A 20,359-nucleotide genomic window follows, 5' to 3' on the forward strand; every position below is an offset into this window, starting at 1 on the left:
TTGCGGCTTGGTGCTGACAGCATTTTCGTTGAATTGGCAGGCGAGGCTTTCGAGCTTCGCCCGTCTCTTCGCGCCTGCATGCGGCTTGTTCGGAGGCACCAGCTCAATGGGCTGTTAAGTGCCGTTCAGGACTTCAATTTCACCGTCATAGCTGATGTGTTTGGCGAGGCAGGGATCAAGCCAAGCCTGTTGCAGAGAGAGATCGCAGCAACAGGCCTTGGCGTGGTCCGCAATCGTCTTACAGGCCCGCTGAGCGAGTTTGCGTTGGCGGTGGCAGGCATTGATCCATACGACGCTAAACCGGCTCCAGCGACGCCCGGAGAGTCCCTATCGCCATCTGAGATGCATACCCGTCTGTTCGAGATTGCGACCGGCTGGCTGGGCTGGACTCCAGAGGAAGCATGGAACGCGACCCCCGCAGAAATCATCGCCTCCAAGAACGGGCGCACAGACCTCATCACCGACATCCTGAAGGCTGTGTTCGGCTCCTCCGATCAGGCCGCACAGGCCGTCCCGCAATACACCGAAGCGCTTCTCGATCAGATCGAACGCGATGGCCGCGATCCGGCTTTTGATCGTGCTGGCCTGCGTGCTCTTAAAGGCAAGGAGCGCGCGCTCTAATGCCAGTTGCACCTCCACGTCTTTGCCGTTGCGGCAACATCGTTCCTTCTGCTGAGCGCTGCTCCTGTCAGGTCGCAAGTGATCGCGCACGGAAAGCTCGCCATGATCGTCGTCGCCCATCGTCTGGCGCGCGCGGATACAATGGCGAGTGGCGTAAGGCACGCTCTGCCTACCTCATCGCCAACCCTCTTTGCGTGCATCCCGGATGCAATACTCCGGCCAGCCATGTCGACCACATCGTTGCTCATACAGGCGATGATGCCTTGTTCTGGGATCGCGCCAACTGGCAGGCTCTGTGCGCTCATCATCATAACAGTACCAAGCAGCGCGAAGAGCGCAGGGCGGTGCAGCAATGACGCCTGAAGAAGCGCGCGAGATTGATCGCCTTGAGTTTGAAGCCGACTGCCGGGCAGCGCGTGAACGTGCCTACGCTCACATAGCGATGCGCCGCAACCAGCCACCAGTGCAGTCTATGGTTCCAACTCCAAGGTCGACCGATGCAGTTGTTCTGCGGCGCAGTAGTGCTCGGCTTTACTCGCTCGATGGCAAACGCAGAACGCTCGAAGAGTGGTCCGTGCTGTGTGGTCACTCTGTCGCTGTGCTGCGTTACCGGATGAAGAACGGCATGACGTTTGAGCAGGCTGTCACGACGCCAAAGCTTAGGCACAGCATTCCTTGGCAGCTTCAGGTGAAGCCTGCGGCAGGGCCGGGGGTAGTTGATAACTTTGCCGTTCCTTCGGGGACCGGCGGGGGGAGCGTGACGCAAGATATTTCGCAAATAGAGTTTTTACAGTGACCGCACTTTCAGACCTTAAGGCTCAGCTCAACATCATAGATGACGATGCAGACGATGCCCTGCTTACAGGCATGGTCGCTGACGCACTCGACCACACAAGCAGCGCTATCGGCGCTGAAACGCCCGTAAACTATGACGATGCGCCGGGTGGCCTTCGTCGCGCGGTGCTGATGCTTGCTGCCCACTTCTATGAAAACCGGGAAGCTGTACTGGTCGGCGTCGGCGCAAACGAGCTGCCATTGGGCTTCTGGGAACTGGTCGCACCACACCGGAAATGGGTGTTTTAGTGGCCTATTCCGCGCAAGTTAAACGCCTTATGGGCCGGATTGAGGGCATTCCAGACGCCATACGTGCCGATATCAAGCCGAGCATCGCCAAATCTGCCGACGAGCTGGCAGGCATGATGGGCCATCTGGCTTTGCTGTCGCGCGATACAGGCGCACTCATCGACAGCATTACGGTGACGCTGCCCGGTGGCACCACGCCTGCCTACAGCCAGCCCGGCGGTGAGCGTGTGGCACACGATCTGGAAGCCATCGTTACCGTCGGCAATCAAGACGTACGCTACCCGCACCTTGTAGAGTACGGCACGGCTGACGCACCTGCACAGCCTTACTTCTGGCCTGCTGTGCGCACGCTTCAGAAGCGCATCAATAACCGGATCAACCGCGCCATGCGGAAAGCCATCAAAACGCATTGGAACACGCCGTGAATGAACCCAGCCTTGCATTGCAGACCGCCATCCGGTCACGCCTTATCGCCTCGCCACACGTGATGGAGCTGGTGGACGCCAAACACATTCGCGACGGCGACACGCGGCCCGAAGCGTTCCCAAGTATCATCCTTGGCGCTGGGCAGGTCGTGGTAGCCGGTCACTATTCGAAATATCGGAACGTGACCTGCTATCTCGATCTGCACATTTGGGCAGAGGGAGATGGGCTAGAGAAAACCAAGGCCCTAGGCGGCGCTGTGTGGACCGCGATTGGGCGTGACATTGCTGTGCCTGGCTTCGATCTGACAGACGGTATTCACGTCGAGCGCAGTATCTATATGCGCGATGCATCTGGTTGCGGGCATGCAGTAATCAGCTTGCGCGCCCTGATGGGGTATCACCTGTGATGCGCGCCGGGCGGTTGGACCGCACCATCACATTGCAGCGCCAATCTGAGATCGTTTCCTCGGCTGGGACCGTAACCGCGACTTGGACGGACTTTGCCGTGCTGCGGGCGGAGCTGCTGAGCAATTTGTCAGCCGAAGTGGCCCGCGCTTATGGGGAAGGCGAGGGGGCGGACATGGTGTTCCGCATCCGGCATTATCATGGGCTCACGACCAAGGACCGGGTTGTTTATGCAGGTCAGAGCTACGGTATCAGTGCTATCGTGCAGTTGGGCCGTCGCAGGGCTATGGAACTACGCTGCAAGGTGGCTCCATGACACGCGGACGCAAACCCAATGCAATCGTCATGGGCAGCAGTCCGGTTACGGAAGTACCGTCGCCGCCCAGCTACTTTCCCAAAGACGCTAAGGCCGAGTGGCGCAAGATTGCGCCTATCCTCGTACTCGAACGCAAAACTCTCACCGAAGCCGATCTCGGCACGCTGGAAAGCTACTGCCTCTCAACGAGCAGCATGCGGCAGGCGCAGCGCATCATAAACGTTGATGGGCTGGTCACAGCTGATGGCAAGCGCCATCCCGCATTTGGCATCATGAATGCCGCTCAGACAACACAGCGCCTTTGCGCTGCTGAGCTTGGGTTGACGCCCGTTAGTCGGTCACGGCCAGCCGTACGCAATGATGCGGGCGGTGACGACGACGATAGCCCGCTTAATGTCTAAGACCTATCCGGCTTGGATTTACGACGGCACACCTATCGAAGATACGTTTGGCGACGGCGAGCGCGCGGTGACGTTTCTGCGTCGCCTCAAACATCCCAAGAGCAAGCTAGCCGGTAAGGGCTTCCAGCTCGATCCGTGGCTTGAGCGGATTGTGCGGCGCATCTACGGGCCTCGCCATCCAGACGGCTCGCGGATCGTCAAAACCGTTGTGCTCTTGCTGCCTCGCGGCAACCGCAAGACCAGCACGGCTGCGGCATTGGCGCTGCTGCACACCATCGGGCCGGAGCGCGTCCCGCACGGTGAAGCGGTCTTTGCAGCCGCCGACCGGAAACAGGCCAGCATCGCCTTCAAAGAGGCGCTGAGCATTGTGCAGGCCGATGCCCGTGTTGCTGGCGCAGTGAAGGTCTACGACGCTCACAACAGCGCTAAAAAGATCGTCTACGGCAAAGAGCGCGTTACGCTTGAGGTTATCTCTGGCGACGCAGGCACGCAGCACGGTCGGACGCCCAATTTCGTGCTGGCCGATGAACTGCACGTTTGGCCCAACTTCTACCTCTGGGAGGCTTTGCAGTCCGGTCTCGATAAATCCGACAACACGTTGATGGTGGTCGCGACGACTGCCGGGCGTGGTCAGGAGAACGTTGCATGGGAGCAGATCGAGGCCGCGCGTAAGGTCGCTCGTGGTGAAGTCGAAGATCCGTCCATTCTGCCAATCCTGTTCGAAGCTGACCGGGATGCAGATTGGCGTGATGAGGCCGTCTGGTATCAAACCAACCCCGGCCTCGTTCATGGCTATCCGAGCCTTGAGGGATTTCGCCGTGCCGCTGCAAAAGCGGAGCGCAGCATGCGCGAGCGGCAGAGCTTCAAGCAGCTCAAGCTCAATATCTGGCTGGACCAATCCACCGATCCGTTCGTGGATATGGAGGTTTACGACCGGGCCGGTGGCGAGGTTGAGCCGATGGACAACGCGCCGTGTTGGATTGGCGTCGATATGTCGACAACCACCGACCTAACCGCCGTCGTCGCCGCGTTTCGCGATGAAGATGGCACGATCAGCGTGTTGCCGCAGTTCTTCGTTCCGGGGGATCTACTTCGGGACCGAGCGGACCGCGATGGCGTCCCGTATCCTGCTTGGGCAGAGCAGGGCTATCTCACCGCCACACCCGGCAACGTGATCGACTACCGCGCTGTCACTGACCACATCCTTGAACTCTGCGCGCGCTTTGACGTGCAAGAAATCAACTTCGATCCGGCCTATGCGCAGCCTGTGATGGCTCCGTTGATGGATGAAGGCTTGCCGGTGCTCACGATGCGTCAGGGGTGGGTTACGCAGTCGCCAGCCTTGAACGAGCTAGAGCGCGTCATTGCAGGTGGAAGGTTCCGCCACGGCGGGCATCCGCTGCTGCGTTGGTGCTTTTCTAATGTTGCCATCCACACCGACAGCGCAGGCAATCGCACGATGCACAAAGGCAAGAGCACCGGGCGCATCGATGGCGCTGTTGCGGCTTGGATGGCGGTATCGCGGGCAACCGCCAATGACAACTCTTCGTCCGCATGGGACGACCCCGAATTTATGCAGAAGGTCTATGGATGAATAACGATCAGATCCTTGCCGTCTCCGTCGAGGCGCGCATCAACAAGCTTGAGCGCGAAATGAAGAAGGCCAGCGGCATCGTTGGCAAAAACTTCGACGGAATGGAAAAGCGCAGCAAGCGCGCCGCAGTTGATATCGAGAAGCATTTCTCCGGCCTTAGCCGCAGAATGGGCAACGTCGGCAAGAACATGGCTGCGGGCTTTGTTGGTGGCCTAGCTGCCGGTGGCGTTATGGGCATCTTGAGCCGGGGTAGCGATATTGCGCGCGGCATTGCAGAGATTGGCGACGAAGCTAAACGGGCGGGGTTAAGCCTCAAGGATTTTCAGGAGCTCAAATACGTTGCCGAGCAGAACCGCATCGGCGTCGATAGTCTGGTTGACGGGATCAAAGAGCTAAACCTTCGGGCGGATGAGTTCGTGTTCACTGGTGAAGGCCCGGCTGCAGAAGCTTTCGCGCGCCTTGGCTATAACGCGGAAATGCTCAAGGTGAAGCTGCGCGACCCTAGTGCCCTTTTCACCGAGATCATCGGTAAGCTGGGGCACTTGGATCGCGCAGCGCAAATCCGCATCGCGGACGAGTTGTTTGGTGGTACTGGCGGCGAACGCTTCGTGCAGCTGATCGAGCAGGGCGCGAACGCTATCCGTGCAACGCAGCAGGAAGCCCACGATCTTGGGCTCGTTTTGAGCGATGACCTCGTTGCGAAAGCGGATGAGCTGGACCGGCGGTTCAACGCTGTGGCGAACACGGTGGGCAGTGCGCTCAAGCAGGCGATTGTTGGTGCATCTCTGGCGCTGGTCGACTTCCTCAATACGTTCAACCAGCTTCCGGCAATGGCTGATCTGCGCGCCAAGACCGCGCCGTTGGAAACGCGTGATTTGTCTGTCATGCAGCGTCAACTCGCGGACAAGCAGGCAGTGCTCGATGGAGTGCTTGAGCGGGAAGCCAAAGGCGAGCTGAGCGGTTGGTTCAACACCGGGGTCGGTCATGACGACGCCAAGAGCAGCTTATCGACTGAAATTGCTGAGCTGACGGCGGCCATCAACAAGCGCACAGACCCAACGCAGTTCGACGTTAACGCCGTATTCGCCGGACTGACTACGCCAACCTACGACAGCGTTGACGAGATGTGGTCGAGCATGACGCCTCCGCTCTCGGTCGTCGTGGAGCGTGACAAGAAGGGTAGCGGTGGAGAGCGCTCAGGCAGAGCTTCAGCGCTGCGGGAAGAGCGTGACGCTGCTGCAGAGCTCGTAGCTGAGCTTGAGAACGAGCTGCGCCTTATCGGCATGTCCGAAGTGGAGAAGCGGATCGACGCAGAGCTTCGCCGGGCTGGTGCGGGAGCAACCGATCAACAACGCGGCTCTATCCGCGCGCTCGTCACCGAGATCGAAAGTCAGAACGCCGCCATGCAGACAATGCAGACGGCTATGGATGGTGCGAAGGGGATGGCGAAGGACTTCCTTGGCGGGCTGGTCAGTGACCTGCGTAACGGCGTGGATGGCGCAACTGCACTGGCCAACGCGTTCGGCAGGCTCGCAGACCGCTTGCTTGATATGGCGCTGGACGGCCTGATCAGCACGCTGTTCGGAAGCATTTTTGGTGCGCCGGGAGGCTTGCTTGGCGGCGTTTTGGGGTTCAGCGAAGGCGGGGTGGTGGAAGCCGCAACCGGGGGCCTTATTCGTGGCCCAGGCACGGCAACCAGTGACAGTATTCCGGCCCGGCTCTCAGATGGCGAGTTTGTGGTTCGGGCCTCTCAGACGGCCAAACACCTAGACCTTCTGCGCGCCATCAATGCCGGGACTGTTCCTGCTTTTGCTGTCGGCGGTTTGGTCGGCGATGGGCCCTCGCTCCGTGCTGCCAACCAGAATGTGCGCCATTCAAACGACAATGCCGTTCCGGGCGTGACGATCAATGCGCCTATCACGGTGAATGGCTCCGCTGGAACTCCGGAACAGAACGCTGACTTGGCGAAACGGATGCGCCGCGAGATGGAAGGTGGCCTGCGTGCAGCTGTGGTTGAGGAAATGCGGAAGCAGCGCCGGGTAGGAAATCTATTCAACACACGCAGCGGATAGAGAGGCTGTGCTGGCCGGGGGGGGCGGAACAGAAAGTAGCACCGGAACTGCCCGTGTAGGTTCTTCTTCGGCTTATCGCCGATAAGTGTGTTTAGGTTTAGAGGAAAGCTATTCCGGTGATGCCATTCTCTGGCCAGCGGGCGTAGCCCGCTGAAGCGCGAAGCGCTTTCTTCCTTCGAGGCCGGAAGGCCGAGTGCTATCCGTGTCCGTAATGGATTTCTTTGTCTATTTTATAATCATATACTATATGTATACGTGTATATAAATTACGAATGAGAACGCTTACGGACATGAGTGAGATTTTTCTTGCCACATACATATACACTAGTGTATACATGACTTATTCATTTAGGAGATTTTATGCCACAGCCACCAGTCACTGTTCGTCTAGATCCGCGTCGCCTCTCACAGCTTAAATCAATTGCTCAAGTGGAGGGCATTTCCGTGGCCGATGTGATCACGCAAATCATCCGGGCGAAGATTGAGGCCGGAACAATTGATCAGTCTATTCCTGGGATTTCTGTCGAGCGGGTCACAAGCGGCATTCGCGTCGATATGGGGCAGGGCAATGCAGTGACCTACAGTTTGGATGCTGCTGGCGCACTTGCACGGGCTATCCGGTCTGTAGTCGAGGGTGCCCCATCCCAGTTGAACGTGGACCTTCGCTTCGGCGTTGTGAGGCAAGGCACCGGAATAAAAATCATTGCGCCTTTCCCGGGTGCGGAGGTCGCTTTTCCGCTCACGTTAGCGGAGGATCTTGCGGGGCTGATCGAACAAGCGCTCTCATAACATACGGGTGGCGGAGCTTCTTGTATTTGATCTAAGTCACGGGCGGCAAAAGAAGAAATGAGCACCGAAGATAATAGTCTGGCTGAGCAGAGTTTAAAGGATCAAGACCTTGAGCGTCGTGAGAGCTTTAGGCAGCGGCTTGAGGTAATCTCGCATTGGAAGAAGGAGGTGCAATCTAAGGCGGAGAGGCACAATGCATCTCGGTTGCATTCGCGGAACAGGCGGAGTTTGCGGGAGGTTGGTGGGCTAATTGACGATTACCGCGCAGGTGAAGGCCGAGTTGCCTATAATCTCAAGCAGCGCGAGGCTTATGCCAGTAAGAAAAACGGTGCTGTGCGTGAATACGTGAGTGGCCTTGATCCGGAGGAGCGTGCTGCCCGGGATCTGTCGAAAAACGCTGAGGCGCAAGCTAGGGCGCGTAGTAAAAAGACAACTGCGGAACAGTCGGCGGAGAGAGCATTGCGGCGCAAAAAGAAGAAGGAGCGCGATGCGGAACTCGCAGAGCTTGATGCGTTTGTCGATGCGCTGTTGGGGGTGTCGAAGTAGTCTTTTCGTTCTCCGTGGGTTGTAAATAAATGTTTATTTATCAATGACTTAGAGTGATTTTTGGTGCGCATTTTTCTTGACTGCGTGGTGTGGATTGCGCGATGCTCAATTCATTGTCAGGGAGAGCTTTATGCAAGCAGATACACCGGTGTTCCTACGTGACGCGACTTGGAACGACCTTATTAAGGCTATGAATCGTGATGTGGCGTTGCGCGGCTGGCTAGGGGTGCAGCCCTGCATGGCTTCCGGCAAGGTCGAGGAGCATACGCTCGCGGATCGCCTTGGCGGTGCGTTTAATATTTGGCCTGAGAAGTGGCGCGCCTCGATGCAGCTTGATAACGGGTCAGGTGCCTAAAACGGGCCGAGTGAACGGTTTTCTATGCGTCCCTAATTTTCCCTATTGAATTCCAACCTTCGATTTGTTGAATAGGGCATCCAACCAAATATCTGAATGGACGGCATCGCTGCGTTTTCGCTGCGGTGCTTTTGCGTGTCTGGTCGCTTAGCGTCTGCGCAGTCCACGAAGCTATCAATTGATGGCAAACGACGCGACCATAAGGCCGCGCCGCGTGATCTCTATTGTGATGCGGCGAAGTTTACGAGGCCGAGCCGCATCCAAACCTTCTTAGAAAGTTTGATATGTCTGACGATACCATTGCTGCCGCGCCGTACGCAACCATCGTATCTTACGAGGAATTTAATGCTAGGCGCCAGCTTCGTGCAGAAGGCCATGCTCTGGGCGTGAGCCAGCGTGAGCAACAGGCTCACGAAGAGCTAGATATTGAGTACGCCTCGTGCATCGTTGAAGAAATTCTTGAGTACACTGACTATGAAATTGAGCGCCTAGCATCCGGTATGGAGGAATACCTGAGTGGGGCGATTGACGTGCAGAAAGAGATGCTACGGAAGCTGATCCTTCTGATTGATTTCATCACTGACAGCCCGCGCAAACGTGTCGCTGAGTATCTTCGGGAGTTCCTTGCCGATAAGGACATAGGCGATCTGGACCTAAATGAGATGGCAGGAGTCATCGCCTACCGTCTTTGAAAAAGGTGAACTCTACGATGGGCCCACTCTCAGCGGGCCCATCAATCCTTATTGCGGTGATATTGATCAAGGGCTGCTGATAATGACGGCGTAATTGACCGCTTCGATCAACTCGACACGCTTCTGCAACGTGCCCTGTGGTAGCTGGCCATACCGGGCGGTCATGCTGGACTTGCTGTGGCCCATCAAGAAGCCGAACTCCTCGTCCATATATCCTGCCCTGCGCATCGCGTCTGAGAAGCCGTGCCGCAGGCTGTACAGGCAAAGGCCACGTCCATCTTTCAAGCCGAGCTTGGTGAGGTACGGACCGAACTTCCGTTCAAACTTCGCGGCGATTTGCCCGCGTTCATTGCGTTCTGCTTCCGGGAAGACGCGTTGCGCACTCGCTTCGCGCTGCTTTTGTACGTGCGCAATAAAGCCTAGCTCAATTAACTTCGAGTGGATCGGTACCACGCGGAATGATCCCTTATTCTTCACACTCTTAGTTTCATCGCCTTCTTCCGTGATGTGCATGCACCACACGCCGTGCATCTGCCGCACGTCGTCGACGAGAAGCTGAGCAATTTCACCCGGCCTTGCGCCGGAGTACATCATCACATGAGGCAGCCAATAGCGGTGATCCCGGATCTGGTAATTGCCAGCCACGTGCCATTTCTTGTCGTTCAAGCAACCTGTGAAGAGCGGTGACGAGAAGAGCGTGGTGAGCTGTTCATCCGTGAATGGAAGCACGTTGGTTTTCGTCTTGTCCACCGTCAAATACATGTCTGTAAAGGGGTTGTTGGCTATGTAGTCGTGTGCTGCCAGCCAATTGCAGAATGCCCCAAATCCGGCCAAGTAGCGGTTCACGGTCTTCGCAGAAATGGTGGGCTTCGGCACGGGCCGCTGGCCGTTGGCGGTGATGATTTCGCGGAAGTTGAGCCCCTTAAAAATGGTCATCTCGGTAGCTTTCACAGGGTACGACTGCAGCAATGTTTTCCACTCCCGAACTGCCTTTTTGTCGAGCTTCGTGACCGGGAAGTCCGAGCCCACAAGGTCGATGAATGTGCCAATGTCGCGCCGCGCCTGCGCGAGAGTAGCGTCTGCGATAGCTTTTGGGTTTTCCTTTGCGTAGACCTCAAAGAGGTCGGACAGGCGTTCGCCCGGTTTTGCGATCTCATGAGAAGCGTCAGGACGCGTCACAATCGGATCTACTGGCTGTCCTGCGTAATTGCCATGGTCGCGCTCTTCGGTCCGCAGAAGCACTTCGATCTGTGCGCGCATAAGGCGGAAACAGAGTTCGCGATACTGGGTGTTGCTCCGGTCGACTAACAAGCGGTTGCGCTCGATGTAGGCGTCAGCTGCCCACTCGATCAGCACGGTTTTGCCACTGCCAAGATGTTCGCGGAGCGTCTTGAGGTAGTGGTCCTTGTTGGTTGGTTTGAGCCGGGTGTTTGACAGTTCCGGCAGCGTGCGTTCCACCTCATCGGTAAGGAGCTCGTCCGAATAGTGCTCCCAAGTAGCCGCGGCAAAATCAGCTTCAGTCATATCACGGCGACGACGAAGCTCTTCGAATTTTGAATGCCATTCGGATAGCACAGAGAGCTTGCGAACATTCGCCGCCCGCCGATCTTTGGTGTTCAGCGAGCGGGCTAGCTCGCGAGTGTTCATGAGATGATGCAACTCAACAGGCACCTTGAGGCGCACGTAATAAACCGAGTTGCGAACTTTGAGGTTGGAGCCAGTAGGCATGCGTAATTCTCCTTCCCCAAGTGTTATAGCGCTGCCACCGTCAGACTGTTTCAAGTCGTTCCCGGTGGGGCGCTAAAGTGGGTCAGTGAGCCGCTACGAGGCCCTTGATTTGCAAGGACTTATTGCGATTTCAATGACTTAGGGAGGATTGGCTGGGGAACCTGGACTCGAACCAAGATTGACGGAGTCAGAGTCCGCTGTTCTACCATTGAACTATTCCCCAGCATGGCCCTAATGAGCGGGCTGGTCAAAGGTTGTAGCTAACCTTTGCTGACACCAACGTTCTGAAGCACTTGTGCGTTCGTCGTTGATGGGTGCTACATAAAATTCTCTTTGCAGCGGGTCAAGGGCTGAACTGAGCTTTTCTAGTTGTCCACATCAAAACCTGTCGGCAGCACCTATGGCGCCCAACGATCGCTGGGTTGAATATCCCGCTCCGAAAAGACATCGACCCGCTCACAGGAGCGGGCCGAAACTTGCCGAGATTACTGACTGTCACCTTCGTCGTATTCAGACGCGGCTTCGTTAACACTGTCCTCAGCCAACGACGTTAGCAACGTGTCCGATGCCGTTTCTTGGTCATAGATCGATTGCAGCTTGGCGTGCACCTCATCAAGGCCCAGCGCATCGGCAAACCCGATCATCGCATGATAGCGGCAGATTTCGTAATGCTCTACCGCGCGAGCCGAGAAAATAATCGCCGCATCGCCAGCCAGCGTATCGCCGAAATCTTCAAGAATCCCGTCAGCTTCCTCCAGAATACCATCAATGGCGTCGCATTTTTCGCCTTTCACGCGCAAATGCATCAATTCAAAGACCTCTTCGAGTGTCTCGATGTGGCCCTGCGTTTCGTCGCGATGGTTGCTTAAGGCTTCCGTCAGTGCAGCGTCATCGGCCGCCTTGATCATCTTTGGCAGCGAGCGATAAATTTTCCGCTCGGCGTAATACATGTCGCGTAGCGCATGCTCGAAAAGATCCAGGAGGCCTTTTTCTTCTGTAGCTGCTGCTTTGCGGGCAGGGGCCTTTTGCGCTTTTGATTTTACCGTTTGGGCGCGCTGCTGCCTCTGCTCCGCAGCGGGCTTAGCGCGAGACACAGTGCGTGTCTTACCAGATTTGGTCGTTTTCGTACGAGAGGCTGGCTTCTTCTCTTCGTTCGCCGTCGAAGATTTCGTGGGAGTCTTTTCGCTAGTAGCCATTGTGTCGCTCCTAAGTTGAGGACGATCAATGGCCGGGCTCCGGTCTTGTTCCGGACGGCGGCGATCACATCTCCCGCGGAGCCAGTTTTGAATGGCGCTAAATTTGGATTAAGAGCGGAATCACCCGCGCTGGGCAGTTATGACTGGTCATTGTCCCTGCCTAGATTTCGAATAACGGTGTCCAACGCAAACGCGAGGCGTTCGACGTCATATTCAGATAGGTCTTTATAAACGCGGTCTAAAAAGCGGTCTGAAGCTTCAGGGATAATGGTCAAAAGCTCAGGCGTATCCTTCTTGAGCCAAACGCGTCGCGCGCGACGGTCGTCCTGGTCCGTTTCTCGACGGATCCAGCCTTTTTCCTCGAGTTTATCGAGAAGCTTACCTGCGCCTGCGCGCCCCATTTGCATTTTGTCAGCAAGCTCAGTCTGCCGACATCCGGGGTTCAGCGAAATATGCATGAAAGCCGCCCACTGGGCGCGGGTGATGCCATGCTCGGCGACGAGCTTGTCAAACTCGGTGCTCATCACGCGCGCCACCTCGTGGATGCGATACATGGTTGTGGCGCGACGTTCCGCTGCGCCTTGTTCGTCAAGGGGGTCGTTCACGTTGCGCTCCAGTCCGGTGTGCGACACCTCTCTACGCCTGATAGCGGTCGACGAAAAGAGTGCGTCGATGACAGATCGAATACATAACTGTATCCTTGTGTACTATCTTCACTTGGGCTAATTTGACGCGCGTCAAAAGAACTATGTGGGTCACGTATATGACTTCCGAAGAAAATAGCCGCGTCTCTCGTCGTGGTTTCATGAAAGCAGCGGGATTGGGTGCTGCTTCTGCCGCTCTTGGCTCGGTAACTGTAACTGCCGCAAATGCGCAGGAGTTGCAGTGGGACGAAGAATTTGACGTCGTTGTTGCTGGTTCGGGCGGTGCAGGCCTGGCCGGTGCTATCGGCGCAATCCATGGCGGCGCAAGCGTCGTTATCTTGGAAAAGGCAGCCTTTATTGGCGGTACGACAGGCAAGTCCGGCGGTGGTTCGTGGGTTCCGAACAATAAGTGGATGAGCGAGTTCGACCAGAAGGACGATAAGGACGCGTTCCTGCGTTATGTCGCTAAGGTTTCCTTCCCAGAACTCTACAATGACAAGAGCCCGACTCTTGGCATGACCGAACACCATTGGTCGCAGCTGAACGCCTTCTGGGAAAACGCAGCGCCTGTGTTCGAAAAGCTCGACGAAGTCGGCGCTCTTCCATCCAAGGTCTTCACCTCTTGGGACGGCAAGCCAGCTCCTGATTATCATGGTCAGATTGCTGAAAACGGCCAGATTCTCGGTCGCCAGCTCGCCGTCAACGTCGACGGCAAGAACGGCAGCGGCGCCGACATGGTCGACTTCATGTCGATCTATGCCGAAGACAATGGCGCAGAAATCCGCACCGAAAATCGCGTTGTGCAGATCGTGCGCAATGAAGAAGGTCGCGTCATCGGCGTGCATGTCGAGACTCCAGAAGGTCTCAACCGCATTGCCGCCAAGAAGGGCGTCATCTTCGGCACCGGTGGCTTCACCCACAACCCGCACATGCGCACGCAGTTCCTGCGTACCCCAGTTCTGGGCGGTTGCGCTGTTCCAACCAATGAAGGCGACTTGATCAACATGTCGGCCGAGCTGGGCGTGAAGCTGGGCAACCTCAACGAAGCGTGGAACCAGCAGGTTATCTTGGAACAGGTTCTGGATTTCTCCAGCGTTCCAAGTGGCGTGTTCTTCCTTGGTGGCGACAGCTCGATTGCGGTCAACAAGTTCGGCCAGCGCATGTATGACGAAAAATACGTCTACCCAGAGCGCACCCGTTCGCACCAGGTTTACGACCAGTGGACTGGCGAATACCCGAACCTGTATCAGATCTTCATCTTCGATGATGGCGCTCGTGAGTTCGGCGGCTACGAAATCCCTAAGGTTGGTGCAGACCTGCCAAAGCATGTGATCACCGGCAATACGCTGGAAGAGCTTGCAGCCAACATTCAGGCACGCTTCGACGGTCTGGCTGAACGCATCGGCACCTACAAGCTGGATACTGCTTTCCTCGACAACCTCAAGGAAACCATCACCCGTTACAACGGCTTCGCAGAAACCGGTGTCGACACCGACTTCCGCCGTGGCGAAGCGCCGATCGATGGCTACTTCCACTACATCACCGTCGATAAGGGGAATAAGAACCCTTACATCTCTGCAATCTCTGAGACAGGTCCTTACTACGCGATCCTGCTTGGCGCTGGCACACTCGACACGAAGGGCGGACCGATGTTTGACGTCAATGGTCAGGTTCTCAACGTCAAGGATGCGCCAATTCCGGGCTTCTATGTCGCCGGTAACGCTTCGGCTTCCCCTTCGGGCAAGAGCTATCTCGGCGGTGGCGGCACCCTCGGCCTCGGCATCACCTTCGGCTACCTCGCTGGTCAGCACGCAGCGGCTCAGACCGTTTAATCATTGGGTGCGCAGCTTCGGCTGCGCACCTTCTCTACTAGAAAGACATGCAATGAATTTTCTTCGTACGGCCCTTACCGCAGGTCTGTTTATCGTTGGTAGCTCGGCGGCCTTCGCCAACACCTGCCTTGCCACCTACACAGAGACTGCAGAGCCCGTCCTTGCTCGTAAGTGCACGGCCTGCCACAACGACGCCTCGCCTGGTTCGGGCGTGTCCTTCCAGAAGGGCAGTGGCTATGATTTCTTGGTCAATGTTGCCAGCGAGCAGCTGCCGACCATGAACCGCGTGACCCCTGGCGATACCAGCCAGAGCTACCTCGCACACAAGATCAGCGACACGCATGAAAGCGTTGGTGGCTCAGGCGGCAAGATGCCTCCAAGCGGCCGTCTGCGCGAAGCCGAAGTCGAAGCCATTATCGCGTGGATCGAAGGCTGCACGGTCGAGCAATGACGTCTGAAAGCTTTCTGCAGACACAGCGACACGGTCCGGAAACGGCGCCGCTCTGGTTTGTCTTCCACGACCGCTGGCAGATGCTCGAAGATGCTGTGACAGTGGCCGAACGGCTCGGGCCTGACGCCTTGGCCGTGAGTGTCCGTGCGCCTCGTGCGCAAAGCCGCGGTGGCACTGGGCAGGTCATGGGTTATTTCTGGGCCGTTGGGCCACAGGATTACCCAGAGCTGTCCACGCTCGGCGACGGGCTTTACCAGCTTGAGCTGCTGCTCGACGAAAATCTGCAGCGCTATGGTCGTACCAAGCTCAACCTACTAGGCTATGGTGAGGGCGGCATGGTCGCACTCACCTTGGCAGCAATTTTCCCCGACAAGGTGGAAGCGGTGATCGTCAAGGACGCTTATTTGCCCTTGAACATCGATGCGATGCCGATCACGGCTTCGCTGGCCGGCGTACAGGTGACACTGGAGTTGAGCGAAGCTGTCTCGCACGAGCGCTTTCAAACGCTGGTCGACCTCGGTGCAAATGTAACGACCCAAGTTGTGCAGAAAAGCTGATCCAATGCGGAAGCTGTGAATGCTTTTGAGCTCCCAGCTTCCGCCACCCCGGTCACCCGTTTGGCAGCGGAGGGTGGTCTAATGGTCGCCGTGCACGCGTGTTATGGCAGTGTCATGAAACCGCCAACTCTTTGTCACTTGCCAAATCTATCTGCTTGTTCCAGCATTTGAAAAACAAGCAGCGGGCACGCTATGAGCACCATCCTTGGCATGGGTTTTGAAGTCACCTCCGTCAACGGCGAATTCGCCAGCATTGAGGAGGAATTGGGTATCCTTGCCGACATCGGCGCTGACTATGCGGAGATCAGCCTTACCAGTATCGACCTGATTGCTGGCGGCCGGATCATTCCGGACCGGCGTGCGCGGCTCAAAGCCTGTACCAAAGCCTTTGACCTGAAATACACGGTGCACGGGCTGGTTTCGTCCAATTTCATGGACCCAGATACCTGCGGTTATCAACTGGATGCTGCCAAGGCCCTCGTGCAGCTTTGCGACGATATCGGTTCTCGCATTCTGGTCCAACACGGCGGGTCGCTGCGCGCCAACCAATTGGCCGAGAGAGGCAATGCCGATCGTCGTGAACGTGAAGCGCTCGCTGAACTGGCGGACTTTGCCAAAGGCTATGGTGTGCGCATTGCTTTGGAGAACATTTTTACGGGCGAGGCGGGCCAGTATCGTCAGACCCCATCACAATTGGCCGACACAGTCCGGGCGGTTGATCATCCCAATCTGATGGCCCTCATTGATTTCAGTCACGCCTATATCGAAGCGACGTATCGTGGCCTCGACTTCTATGCTGAAATCGCGGCGATGGCGCCGGTGACGGGGCATCTCCACGTGCATGACAGTTTCGGTCGCCCGCAGCGCTTTTTTAAGCCCTATTTCCCCGCTGAGAATACAGCACTCGGGATTGGCGACCTGCACATGCCCCTAGGCTGGGGCGACATCGATTGGCAGCGAATTTTTACCGAATTCACCTTCCTGCCAGACACGGTTCTCTTGATGGAGATTGACCGACGCTATCGCGCGGAGCAGCCGCAATCTCTTGCCATCGCCCGCGATCTTAAAACTCTCTACGAAAGCAAAAACACCTCAGCTTAAATGATGTGTCTGAAGTGGGCTGGGAGCCTAGAGCTGCCAGCCCCTGCTGTTACGGTGACGAGATCGGGTCGTGTGACAGTGTATGTGCCGTCTGATCAAACCAAGCGACGCTCTGAGATTTAGTTCGACTGGGATCACCGCAAAGGACCGCAGTGCCATGCCCCGCGATGGTTTGACTTACCGAGCGGCGAGGATGGCTTTGGCGAGGTCTACAAAGCCTAGCCCCGCGTCGCGACTGGTTATCCAGCGTGGCTTTTTCGGTAAGTCGTCGAGAACGGGCAGTATATTGGCGACGCCGAAGGTCTTGTCGAAGAATGCGAACATTGGGCTGTCATTGCGGGAGTCGCCAGAAAAGGCGACCTCTTGCTGCAATGCTCGATCTGTAAGACCCAATCTGCGCAAAACACGTTCGCTCATCGTCTGCTTATTATAGTCGCCGACCCACGAGTTGATATGCACAGAGCTGATTGCCACACTGGCTCCCGTCGCACGAATTTGCTCCGCCAGTGAATCCACCTGATCGCGCGGGTAGCCAATAATATCGACCGCCACGTCGGCAAGGCGAAATTGTTGGTCATGGGCAAAGCGGAAACGCTCACCCAACAGGGCCTCAACGTTTTCCAAATGGGCCTTACGCCGCTCGATCTGAAGAGCTTCGTCTTCCCAATATTCGACGCTGACCGTGTTGTGGTTCGCTGTCATGACGAACGCGCCGCTCTCGCCAATGGCAGCGGTCACTGGCCATGCACGCGCAATATGCTCGCACCACCCCGCGGAACCACCGGTTACAGTGATGACCTCAATGCCCGCGTAATGGAGATCCCAGAGGGCCGCATAGGTCTCAGGTAGGAGGCGGCCTTTTGTTGTGAGTGTGTCATCGATATCGGTGAGAACGTAGCGAATATCCCGGAGGTCATCGACACTCGGGGCAGGGCCTAAGAATGTCACTCGATGTCACCGTCACAAATTACAACATGCGTGCCTGCATCGGCAAAGATCTGGGCTGCCACACCGTCTTCCGGAAGTTTATCCGTAAAAAAATGCGTTACGCTGCCAAGTCTTGCGACGCGAACAGAGGCTTCCCGGCTCCATTTGCTGGAGTCGGCGGTCAGGAATGTCAGTCGGGCGTTGCTCATGAGCTTTTGAGTTAGTTGTGCTTCGCTGTAGCTGAAATCTAAAATCCCCTTTTCGGGGTCGAGTGCGCCAGCACCGACGATTGCGAATGAGGCGTAGAACTTTTCGAAATAGTCCAATGTATCTGGGCCCACCACATCTCGGTCATTGTGGCGCAACAACCCGCCGGTAAGATGCACTTCGATTTGGGGAGCGTCAGATAAGGTCAAAGCAACGTCGATATTATTGGTCACGACTCGTAGCTTATCGTGGTCGCGTAACGCTTTTGCGACAAACTGAACCGTGCTGCCGATGCCCATAAATACGGTTGAACCGGACGGAATGGCAGCGGCAACCTTGGCGGCAATGTTCTGCTTGGCAGGACTGTTAAGCGCCGCGCGCGCATTGACCGAGAGATTGCGTGGTTCAACGGGCAGATCCACTCCACCGTGGAAACGACGTGCATCGCCTCGATCGCACAAGTCGTTGATATCGCGCCTAATAGTTTGGGTAGTCACGTCAAACCGCGTCGCCAATTGGTCGATAAACTGCGGTCCCTCAGTCTGGAGAAGACTAAGGATTTGCTGCTGTCGTATCGATAGGGCGACGCGGTCAGGCACAGTGATTATCCCAGATAAACGCGAGGGTCGTCTGTTATCACGCCGGTCAGACCTGCGTGCCAGAAGCTGGCCAGTTCAACTCGGTCATTGCTTGTCCATGCGCGCACTTTGATGCCTTTGGCGGAGGTTTGCTCCAGTAAGCCAATACAAAGGCCCTTATAATGGGCGTGAATAGAGGTCGCCGGAATTGCGGCGAGTTTCGCTTCCCAGTCGTCTGGTACGCGTCCCCACAGCATGGCAAGTTCGAGGTTCGGCTCGCGCTTATGCATTGCTTTGAGGCATTCAGGATCAAAGCTGGAAATCATGATTTCCATATGCGATGGGCGCTTAGCGATCGCGTCTGCCACAGCGTTTACCAGTTGATCGAGCGACTTGTGGTGCGGGTGCTGTTTGATTTCGACGTTGATGTTGAGGCCAAAACCGCCGAGTGCCGTAATAACCTCATCAAGCGTAGGTATCTTCTCGCCGGTGAAGTTGGTACCAAACCACGACCCGCCGTCGAGCGCTTTGATTTGTGCCGTTGTGAGCGCACCGAGGTTACCCGAGCCATCGGTTGTCCGGTCGACGCTATCGTCATGAATGACGATGAGGTCGCCGTCAGCATTCAATGCGACGTCAAGCTCCACCCATTTGGCACCATGTTCGGCGGCCTGCCGAAAGGCGGCAATGGTGTTCTCCGGCGCAATCGCGGACGAGCCTCGATGGCCCTGCACTTCGTCGCGGATCGGCCCTGTTTTTTGTTCTATTGTCATGGCTGTTTTCAATTCGAAAGGGTTAGTCTGTGCGCTTGCCGGTTGCAGCATTGAATGGATGCAGGCTGCTAACTGGTGCGTAGGCTGTGGTTGAGCTGCCTTCTTCAATGTCCGGGCGCCCAGGGATGCTCAGGACAATCGACTGCCCCGTTGAATTGAGCCGCACGTGCAGATGACTTTCTCCGCCGATGGGCTCGAGCAGTTCCACCGTGGCAGCAAAGGCGACAGACGGCTCGAGTGGCTGCTCCAACACCATGGTGTCTGGGCGAATGCCCAAAATATCGGTGTTTTGAGGCAGCGCGCTGAGGTTATCGGTATTGCTGACCGAGGAAACCGGGATGAGGTTCATCGGCGGGGAGCCAATGAAGCCTGCCACGAACAGCGTTGCAGGACGATCATATACCTCGGTGGGCGTTCCAATTTGTTCAACCAGCCCGCCATTCATCACCACGAGGCGATCCGCCAGCGTCATCGCTTCAAGCTGATCGTGGGTCACATAGAGGCTAGTGGTCTTGAGGCGACGTTGCAGCTTACGGATTTCAACGCGCATCTGTACGCGCAACTTGGCGTCTAGGTTCGACAGGGGCTCGTCGAAGAGAAACGCTGCCGGTTCCCGCACAATTGCACGGCCCATGGCAACGCGCTGGCGTTGCCCGCCCGAGAGTTGGCGCGGCTTACGATCCAGCATCGGTCCGATTTCTAGGATAGCGGCAGCTTCCGCGACACGACGGTCAATTTCGGCGCGCGGCGTGTTGCGGTTTTTCAAACCATACTCAAGGTTTCCACGCACAGTCATGTGCGGGTAGAGCGCGTAGTTCTGGAACACCATTGCGATGTCGCGTTCGGCCGGTTCGGCTTTCACCACGTCGCGGCCGCCAATCTCGATACGGCCCGATGTCACGCTTTCGAGGCCCGCGACCATGCGCAGTAGGGTGGATTTTCCGCAACCGGATGGGCCAACCAGCACAATCATCTCGCCATCAGCAACGGAGAGGTTGACGCCTTTGACGGCCGGTACATTGCCGTAGTCTTTTTTGAGGTCGACCAGATTGATCGTTGCCATGAC

The 20,359-nt window shown here is 56.7% G+C and carries 25 protein-coding genes and 1 tRNA gene; 18 read left to right on the forward strand and 8 right to left on the reverse strand.

Annotated elements, in window-relative coordinates; genetic code table 11:
- The 14 genes from JHC09_RS09600 (at window position 1) to JHC09_RS09665 (ending at window position 9,299) form a co-directional block, all read left to right on the forward strand.
- The gene (locus tag JHC09_RS09600) at window positions 1-621 is read left to right on the forward strand and encodes a hypothetical protein (protein WP_199531774.1); all 621 of its coding nucleotides are present in this window, start codon (window positions 1-3) and stop codon (window positions 619-621) included.
- Window positions 621-977 (forward strand): HNH endonuclease signature motif containing protein, encoded by a 357-nt coding sequence (locus JHC09_RS09605; protein ID WP_199531775.1) that lies wholly within the window; start codon window positions 621-623, stop codon window positions 975-977. Before JHC09_RS09600 ends, JHC09_RS09605 begins: the two co-directional genes overlap by 1 nt.
- On the forward strand, window positions 974-1,417 hold the full coding sequence (locus JHC09_RS09610; RefSeq protein WP_199531776.1) for a hypothetical protein: 444 nt from the start codon (window positions 974-976) through the stop codon (window positions 1,415-1,417). Before JHC09_RS09605 ends, JHC09_RS09610 begins: the two co-directional genes overlap by 4 nt.
- The gene (locus JHC09_RS09615) at window positions 1,414-1,704 is read left to right on the forward strand and encodes a head-tail connector protein (RefSeq protein WP_199531777.1); all 291 of its coding nucleotides are present in this window, start codon (window positions 1,414-1,416) and stop codon (window positions 1,702-1,704) included. The genes JHC09_RS09610 and JHC09_RS09615 overlap by 4 nt, the downstream gene beginning before the upstream one ends.
- Window positions 1,704-2,129, forward strand: a complete 426-nt coding sequence (locus JHC09_RS09620; protein ID WP_349236536.1) for an HK97 gp10 family phage protein — start codon at window positions 1,704-1,706, stop codon at window positions 2,127-2,129. Before JHC09_RS09615 ends, JHC09_RS09620 begins: the two co-directional genes overlap by 1 nt.
- Window positions 2,126-2,536 (forward strand): DUF3168 domain-containing protein, encoded by a 411-nt coding sequence (locus JHC09_RS09625; protein ID WP_199531778.1) that lies wholly within the window; start codon window positions 2,126-2,128, stop codon window positions 2,534-2,536. Before JHC09_RS09620 ends, JHC09_RS09625 begins: the two co-directional genes overlap by 4 nt.
- Window positions 2,536-2,850 (forward strand): phage head closure protein, encoded by a 315-nt coding sequence (locus tag JHC09_RS09630; protein ID WP_199531779.1) that lies wholly within the window; start codon window positions 2,536-2,538, stop codon window positions 2,848-2,850. The genes JHC09_RS09625 and JHC09_RS09630 overlap by 1 nt, the downstream gene beginning before the upstream one ends.
- Window positions 2,847-3,251 carry a phage terminase small subunit P27 family gene (locus tag JHC09_RS09635; protein ID WP_199531780.1) on the forward strand — a complete coding sequence of 135 codons (405 nt, stop codon included), beginning with the start codon at window positions 2,847-2,849 and terminating at the stop codon, window positions 3,249-3,251. Before JHC09_RS09630 ends, JHC09_RS09635 begins: the two co-directional genes overlap by 4 nt.
- Entirely contained in the window at window positions 3,244-4,845 is a 1,602-nt protein-coding gene (locus tag JHC09_RS09640) for a terminase TerL endonuclease subunit (RefSeq protein WP_199531781.1), read from the forward strand. The genes JHC09_RS09635 and JHC09_RS09640 overlap by 8 nt, the downstream gene beginning before the upstream one ends.
- Window positions 4,842-6,917: a tail tape measure protein gene (locus JHC09_RS09645; protein WP_199531782.1), complete on the forward strand. Its 2,076-nt coding sequence runs from the start codon at window positions 4,842-4,844 to the stop codon at window positions 6,915-6,917. Before JHC09_RS09640 ends, JHC09_RS09645 begins: the two co-directional genes overlap by 4 nt.
- A 360-nt stretch (window positions 6,918-7,277) precedes the next feature.
- The gene (locus JHC09_RS09650; RefSeq protein WP_199531783.1) at window positions 7,278-7,706 is read left to right on the forward strand and encodes a hypothetical protein; all 429 of its coding nucleotides are present in this window, start codon (window positions 7,278-7,280) and stop codon (window positions 7,704-7,706) included.
- Window positions 7,707-7,763: 57 nt separating this feature from the next.
- A complete protein-coding gene (locus JHC09_RS09655; RefSeq protein WP_199531784.1) occupies window positions 7,764-8,252 on the forward strand; it encodes a hypothetical protein in 489 nt (162 codons plus the stop codon).
- 130 nt (window positions 8,253-8,382) lie between these two features.
- Window positions 8,383-8,607, forward strand: coding sequence for a hypothetical protein (locus tag JHC09_RS09660; protein WP_199531785.1), 225 nt, complete (start codon window positions 8,383-8,385; stop codon window positions 8,605-8,607).
- 284 nt (window positions 8,608-8,891) lie between these two features.
- Window positions 8,892-9,299 (forward strand): hypothetical protein, encoded by a 408-nt coding sequence (locus tag JHC09_RS09665; protein ID WP_199531786.1) that lies wholly within the window; start codon window positions 8,892-8,894, stop codon window positions 9,297-9,299.
- A 66-nt stretch (window positions 9,300-9,365) separates the two neighbouring features.
- Here JHC09_RS09665 and JHC09_RS09670 read toward each other — a convergent pair whose 3' ends face one another.
- The 4 genes from JHC09_RS09670 to JHC09_RS09685 all read right to left on the reverse strand — a co-directional run bounded on the left by JHC09_RS09670 (window position 9,366) and on the right by JHC09_RS09685 (window position 12,828).
- Window positions 9,366-11,027, reverse strand: a complete 1,662-nt coding sequence (locus JHC09_RS09670) for a site-specific integrase (protein WP_199531787.1) — start codon at window positions 11,025-11,027, stop codon at window positions 9,366-9,368.
- Window positions 11,028-11,176: 149 nt separating this feature from the next.
- Window positions 11,177-11,250, reverse strand: a tRNA-Gln gene (locus tag JHC09_RS09675).
- Between the two features lie 262 nt (window positions 11,251-11,512).
- Window positions 11,513-12,223 (reverse strand): DUF892 family protein, encoded by a 711-nt coding sequence (locus JHC09_RS09680; RefSeq protein WP_199531788.1) that lies wholly within the window; start codon window positions 12,221-12,223, stop codon window positions 11,513-11,515.
- 137 nt (window positions 12,224-12,360) lie between these two features.
- Complete coding sequence (locus JHC09_RS09685; protein WP_199531789.1) at window positions 12,361-12,828, reverse strand: MarR family transcriptional regulator; 468 nt, start codon at window positions 12,826-12,828, stop codon at window positions 12,361-12,363.
- Window positions 12,829-12,986: 158 nt separating this feature from the next.
- On the opposite strand from JHC09_RS09685, the gene JHC09_RS09690 reads away from it, so the two are divergent.
- The 4 genes from JHC09_RS09690 to JHC09_RS09705 all read left to right on the forward strand — a co-directional run bounded on the left by JHC09_RS09690 (window position 12,987) and on the right by JHC09_RS09705 (window position 16,808).
- On the forward strand, window positions 12,987-14,699 hold the full coding sequence (locus JHC09_RS09690; RefSeq protein WP_199531790.1) for an FAD-binding protein: 1,713 nt from the start codon (window positions 12,987-12,989) through the stop codon (window positions 14,697-14,699).
- 52 nt (window positions 14,700-14,751) lie between these two features.
- Window positions 14,752-15,150, forward strand: a complete 399-nt coding sequence (locus JHC09_RS09695; RefSeq protein WP_199531791.1) for a c-type cytochrome — start codon at window positions 14,752-14,754, stop codon at window positions 15,148-15,150.
- Window positions 15,147-15,707 (forward strand): alpha/beta fold hydrolase, encoded by a 561-nt coding sequence (locus tag JHC09_RS09700; protein ID WP_169194779.1) that lies wholly within the window; start codon window positions 15,147-15,149, stop codon window positions 15,705-15,707. Before JHC09_RS09695 ends, JHC09_RS09700 begins: the two co-directional genes overlap by 4 nt.
- Window positions 15,708-15,899: 192 nt before the next feature.
- Window positions 15,900-16,808: a TIM barrel protein gene (locus JHC09_RS09705; protein WP_199531792.1), complete on the forward strand. Its 909-nt coding sequence runs from the start codon at window positions 15,900-15,902 to the stop codon at window positions 16,806-16,808.
- Window positions 16,809-16,985: 177 nt separating this feature from the next.
- On the opposite strand, the gene JHC09_RS09710 is transcribed toward JHC09_RS09705, so the two are convergent.
- Genes JHC09_RS09710 through JHC09_RS09725 form a run of 4 tightly spaced genes read right to left on the reverse strand, consistent with a single transcriptional unit; the run spans window position 16,986 to window position 20,356 of the window.
- The gene (locus JHC09_RS09710; protein ID WP_199531793.1) at window positions 16,986-17,756 is read right to left on the reverse strand and encodes an HAD-IIB family hydrolase; all 771 of its coding nucleotides are present in this window, start codon (window positions 17,754-17,756) and stop codon (window positions 16,986-16,988) included.
- Entirely contained in the window at window positions 17,753-18,541 is a 789-nt protein-coding gene (locus JHC09_RS09715) for a DeoR/GlpR family DNA-binding transcription regulator (RefSeq protein WP_199531794.1), read from the reverse strand. Before JHC09_RS09715 ends, JHC09_RS09710 begins: the two co-directional genes overlap by 4 nt.
- Window positions 18,542-18,546: 5 nt before the next feature.
- Window positions 18,547-19,293: a glycerophosphodiester phosphodiesterase family protein gene (locus tag JHC09_RS09720; protein ID WP_199531795.1), complete on the reverse strand. Its 747-nt coding sequence runs from the start codon at window positions 19,291-19,293 to the stop codon at window positions 18,547-18,549.
- A gap of 22 nt (window positions 19,294-19,315) precedes the next feature.
- Window positions 19,316-20,356, reverse strand: coding sequence for a sn-glycerol-3-phosphate import ATP-binding protein UgpC (locus JHC09_RS09725; RefSeq protein ID WP_199531796.1), 1,041 nt, complete (start codon window positions 20,354-20,356; stop codon window positions 19,316-19,318).
- Window positions 20,357-20,359 lie beyond the last annotated feature (3 nt).

The organism is Devosia sp. MC532 (assembly GCF_016461625.1).
Lineage (GTDB): Bacteria > Pseudomonadota > Alphaproteobacteria > Rhizobiales > Devosiaceae > Devosia.

Coding starts and splice junctions, on each gene's coding strand:
- JHC09_RS09665 (WP_199531786.1), top strand. CDS start 8,892: ATGTCTGACGATACCATTGCTGCCGCGCCGTACGCAACCATCGTATCT.
- JHC09_RS09660 (WP_199531785.1), top strand. CDS start 8,383: ATGCAAGCAGATACACCGGTGTTCCTACGTGACGCGACTTGGAACGAC.
- JHC09_RS09690 (WP_199531790.1), top strand. CDS start 12,987: ATGACTTCCGAAGAAAATAGCCGCGTCTCTCGTCGTGGTTTCATGAAA.
- JHC09_RS09680 (WP_199531788.1), bottom strand. CDS start 12,223: ATGGCTACTAGCGAAAAGACTCCCACGAAATCTTCGACGGCGAACGAA.
- JHC09_RS09655 (WP_199531784.1), top strand. CDS start 7,764: ATGAGCACCGAAGATAATAGTCTGGCTGAGCAGAGTTTAAAGGATCAA.
- JHC09_RS09705 (WP_199531792.1), top strand. CDS start 15,900: ATGAGCACCATCCTTGGCATGGGTTTTGAAGTCACCTCCGTCAACGGC.
- JHC09_RS09720 (WP_199531795.1), bottom strand. CDS start 19,293: ATGACAATAGAACAAAAAACAGGGCCGATCCGCGACGAAGTGCAGGGC.
- JHC09_RS09635 (WP_199531780.1), top strand. CDS start 2,847: ATGACACGCGGACGCAAACCCAATGCAATCGTCATGGGCAGCAGTCCG.
- JHC09_RS09605 (WP_199531775.1), top strand. CDS start 621: ATGCCAGTTGCACCTCCACGTCTTTGCCGTTGCGGCAACATCGTTCCT.
- JHC09_RS09645 (WP_199531782.1), top strand. CDS start 4,842: ATGAATAACGATCAGATCCTTGCCGTCTCCGTCGAGGCGCGCATCAAC.
- JHC09_RS09610 (WP_199531776.1), top strand. CDS start 974: ATGACGCCTGAAGAAGCGCGCGAGATTGATCGCCTTGAGTTTGAAGCC.
- JHC09_RS09700 (WP_169194779.1), top strand. CDS start 15,147: ATGACGTCTGAAAGCTTTCTGCAGACACAGCGACACGGTCCGGAAACG.
- JHC09_RS09725 (WP_199531796.1), bottom strand. CDS start 20,356: ATGGCAACGATCAATCTGGTCGACCTCAAAAAAGACTACGGCAATGTA.
- JHC09_RS09650 (WP_199531783.1), top strand. CDS start 7,278: ATGCCACAGCCACCAGTCACTGTTCGTCTAGATCCGCGTCGCCTCTCA.
- JHC09_RS09630 (WP_199531779.1), top strand. CDS start 2,536: ATGCGCGCCGGGCGGTTGGACCGCACCATCACATTGCAGCGCCAATCT.
- JHC09_RS09695 (WP_199531791.1), top strand. CDS start 14,752: ATGAATTTTCTTCGTACGGCCCTTACCGCAGGTCTGTTTATCGTTGGT.
- JHC09_RS09670 (WP_199531787.1), bottom strand. CDS start 11,027: ATGCCTACTGGCTCCAACCTCAAAGTTCGCAACTCGGTTTATTACGTG.
- JHC09_RS09640 (WP_199531781.1), top strand. CDS start 3,244: ATGTCTAAGACCTATCCGGCTTGGATTTACGACGGCACACCTATCGAA.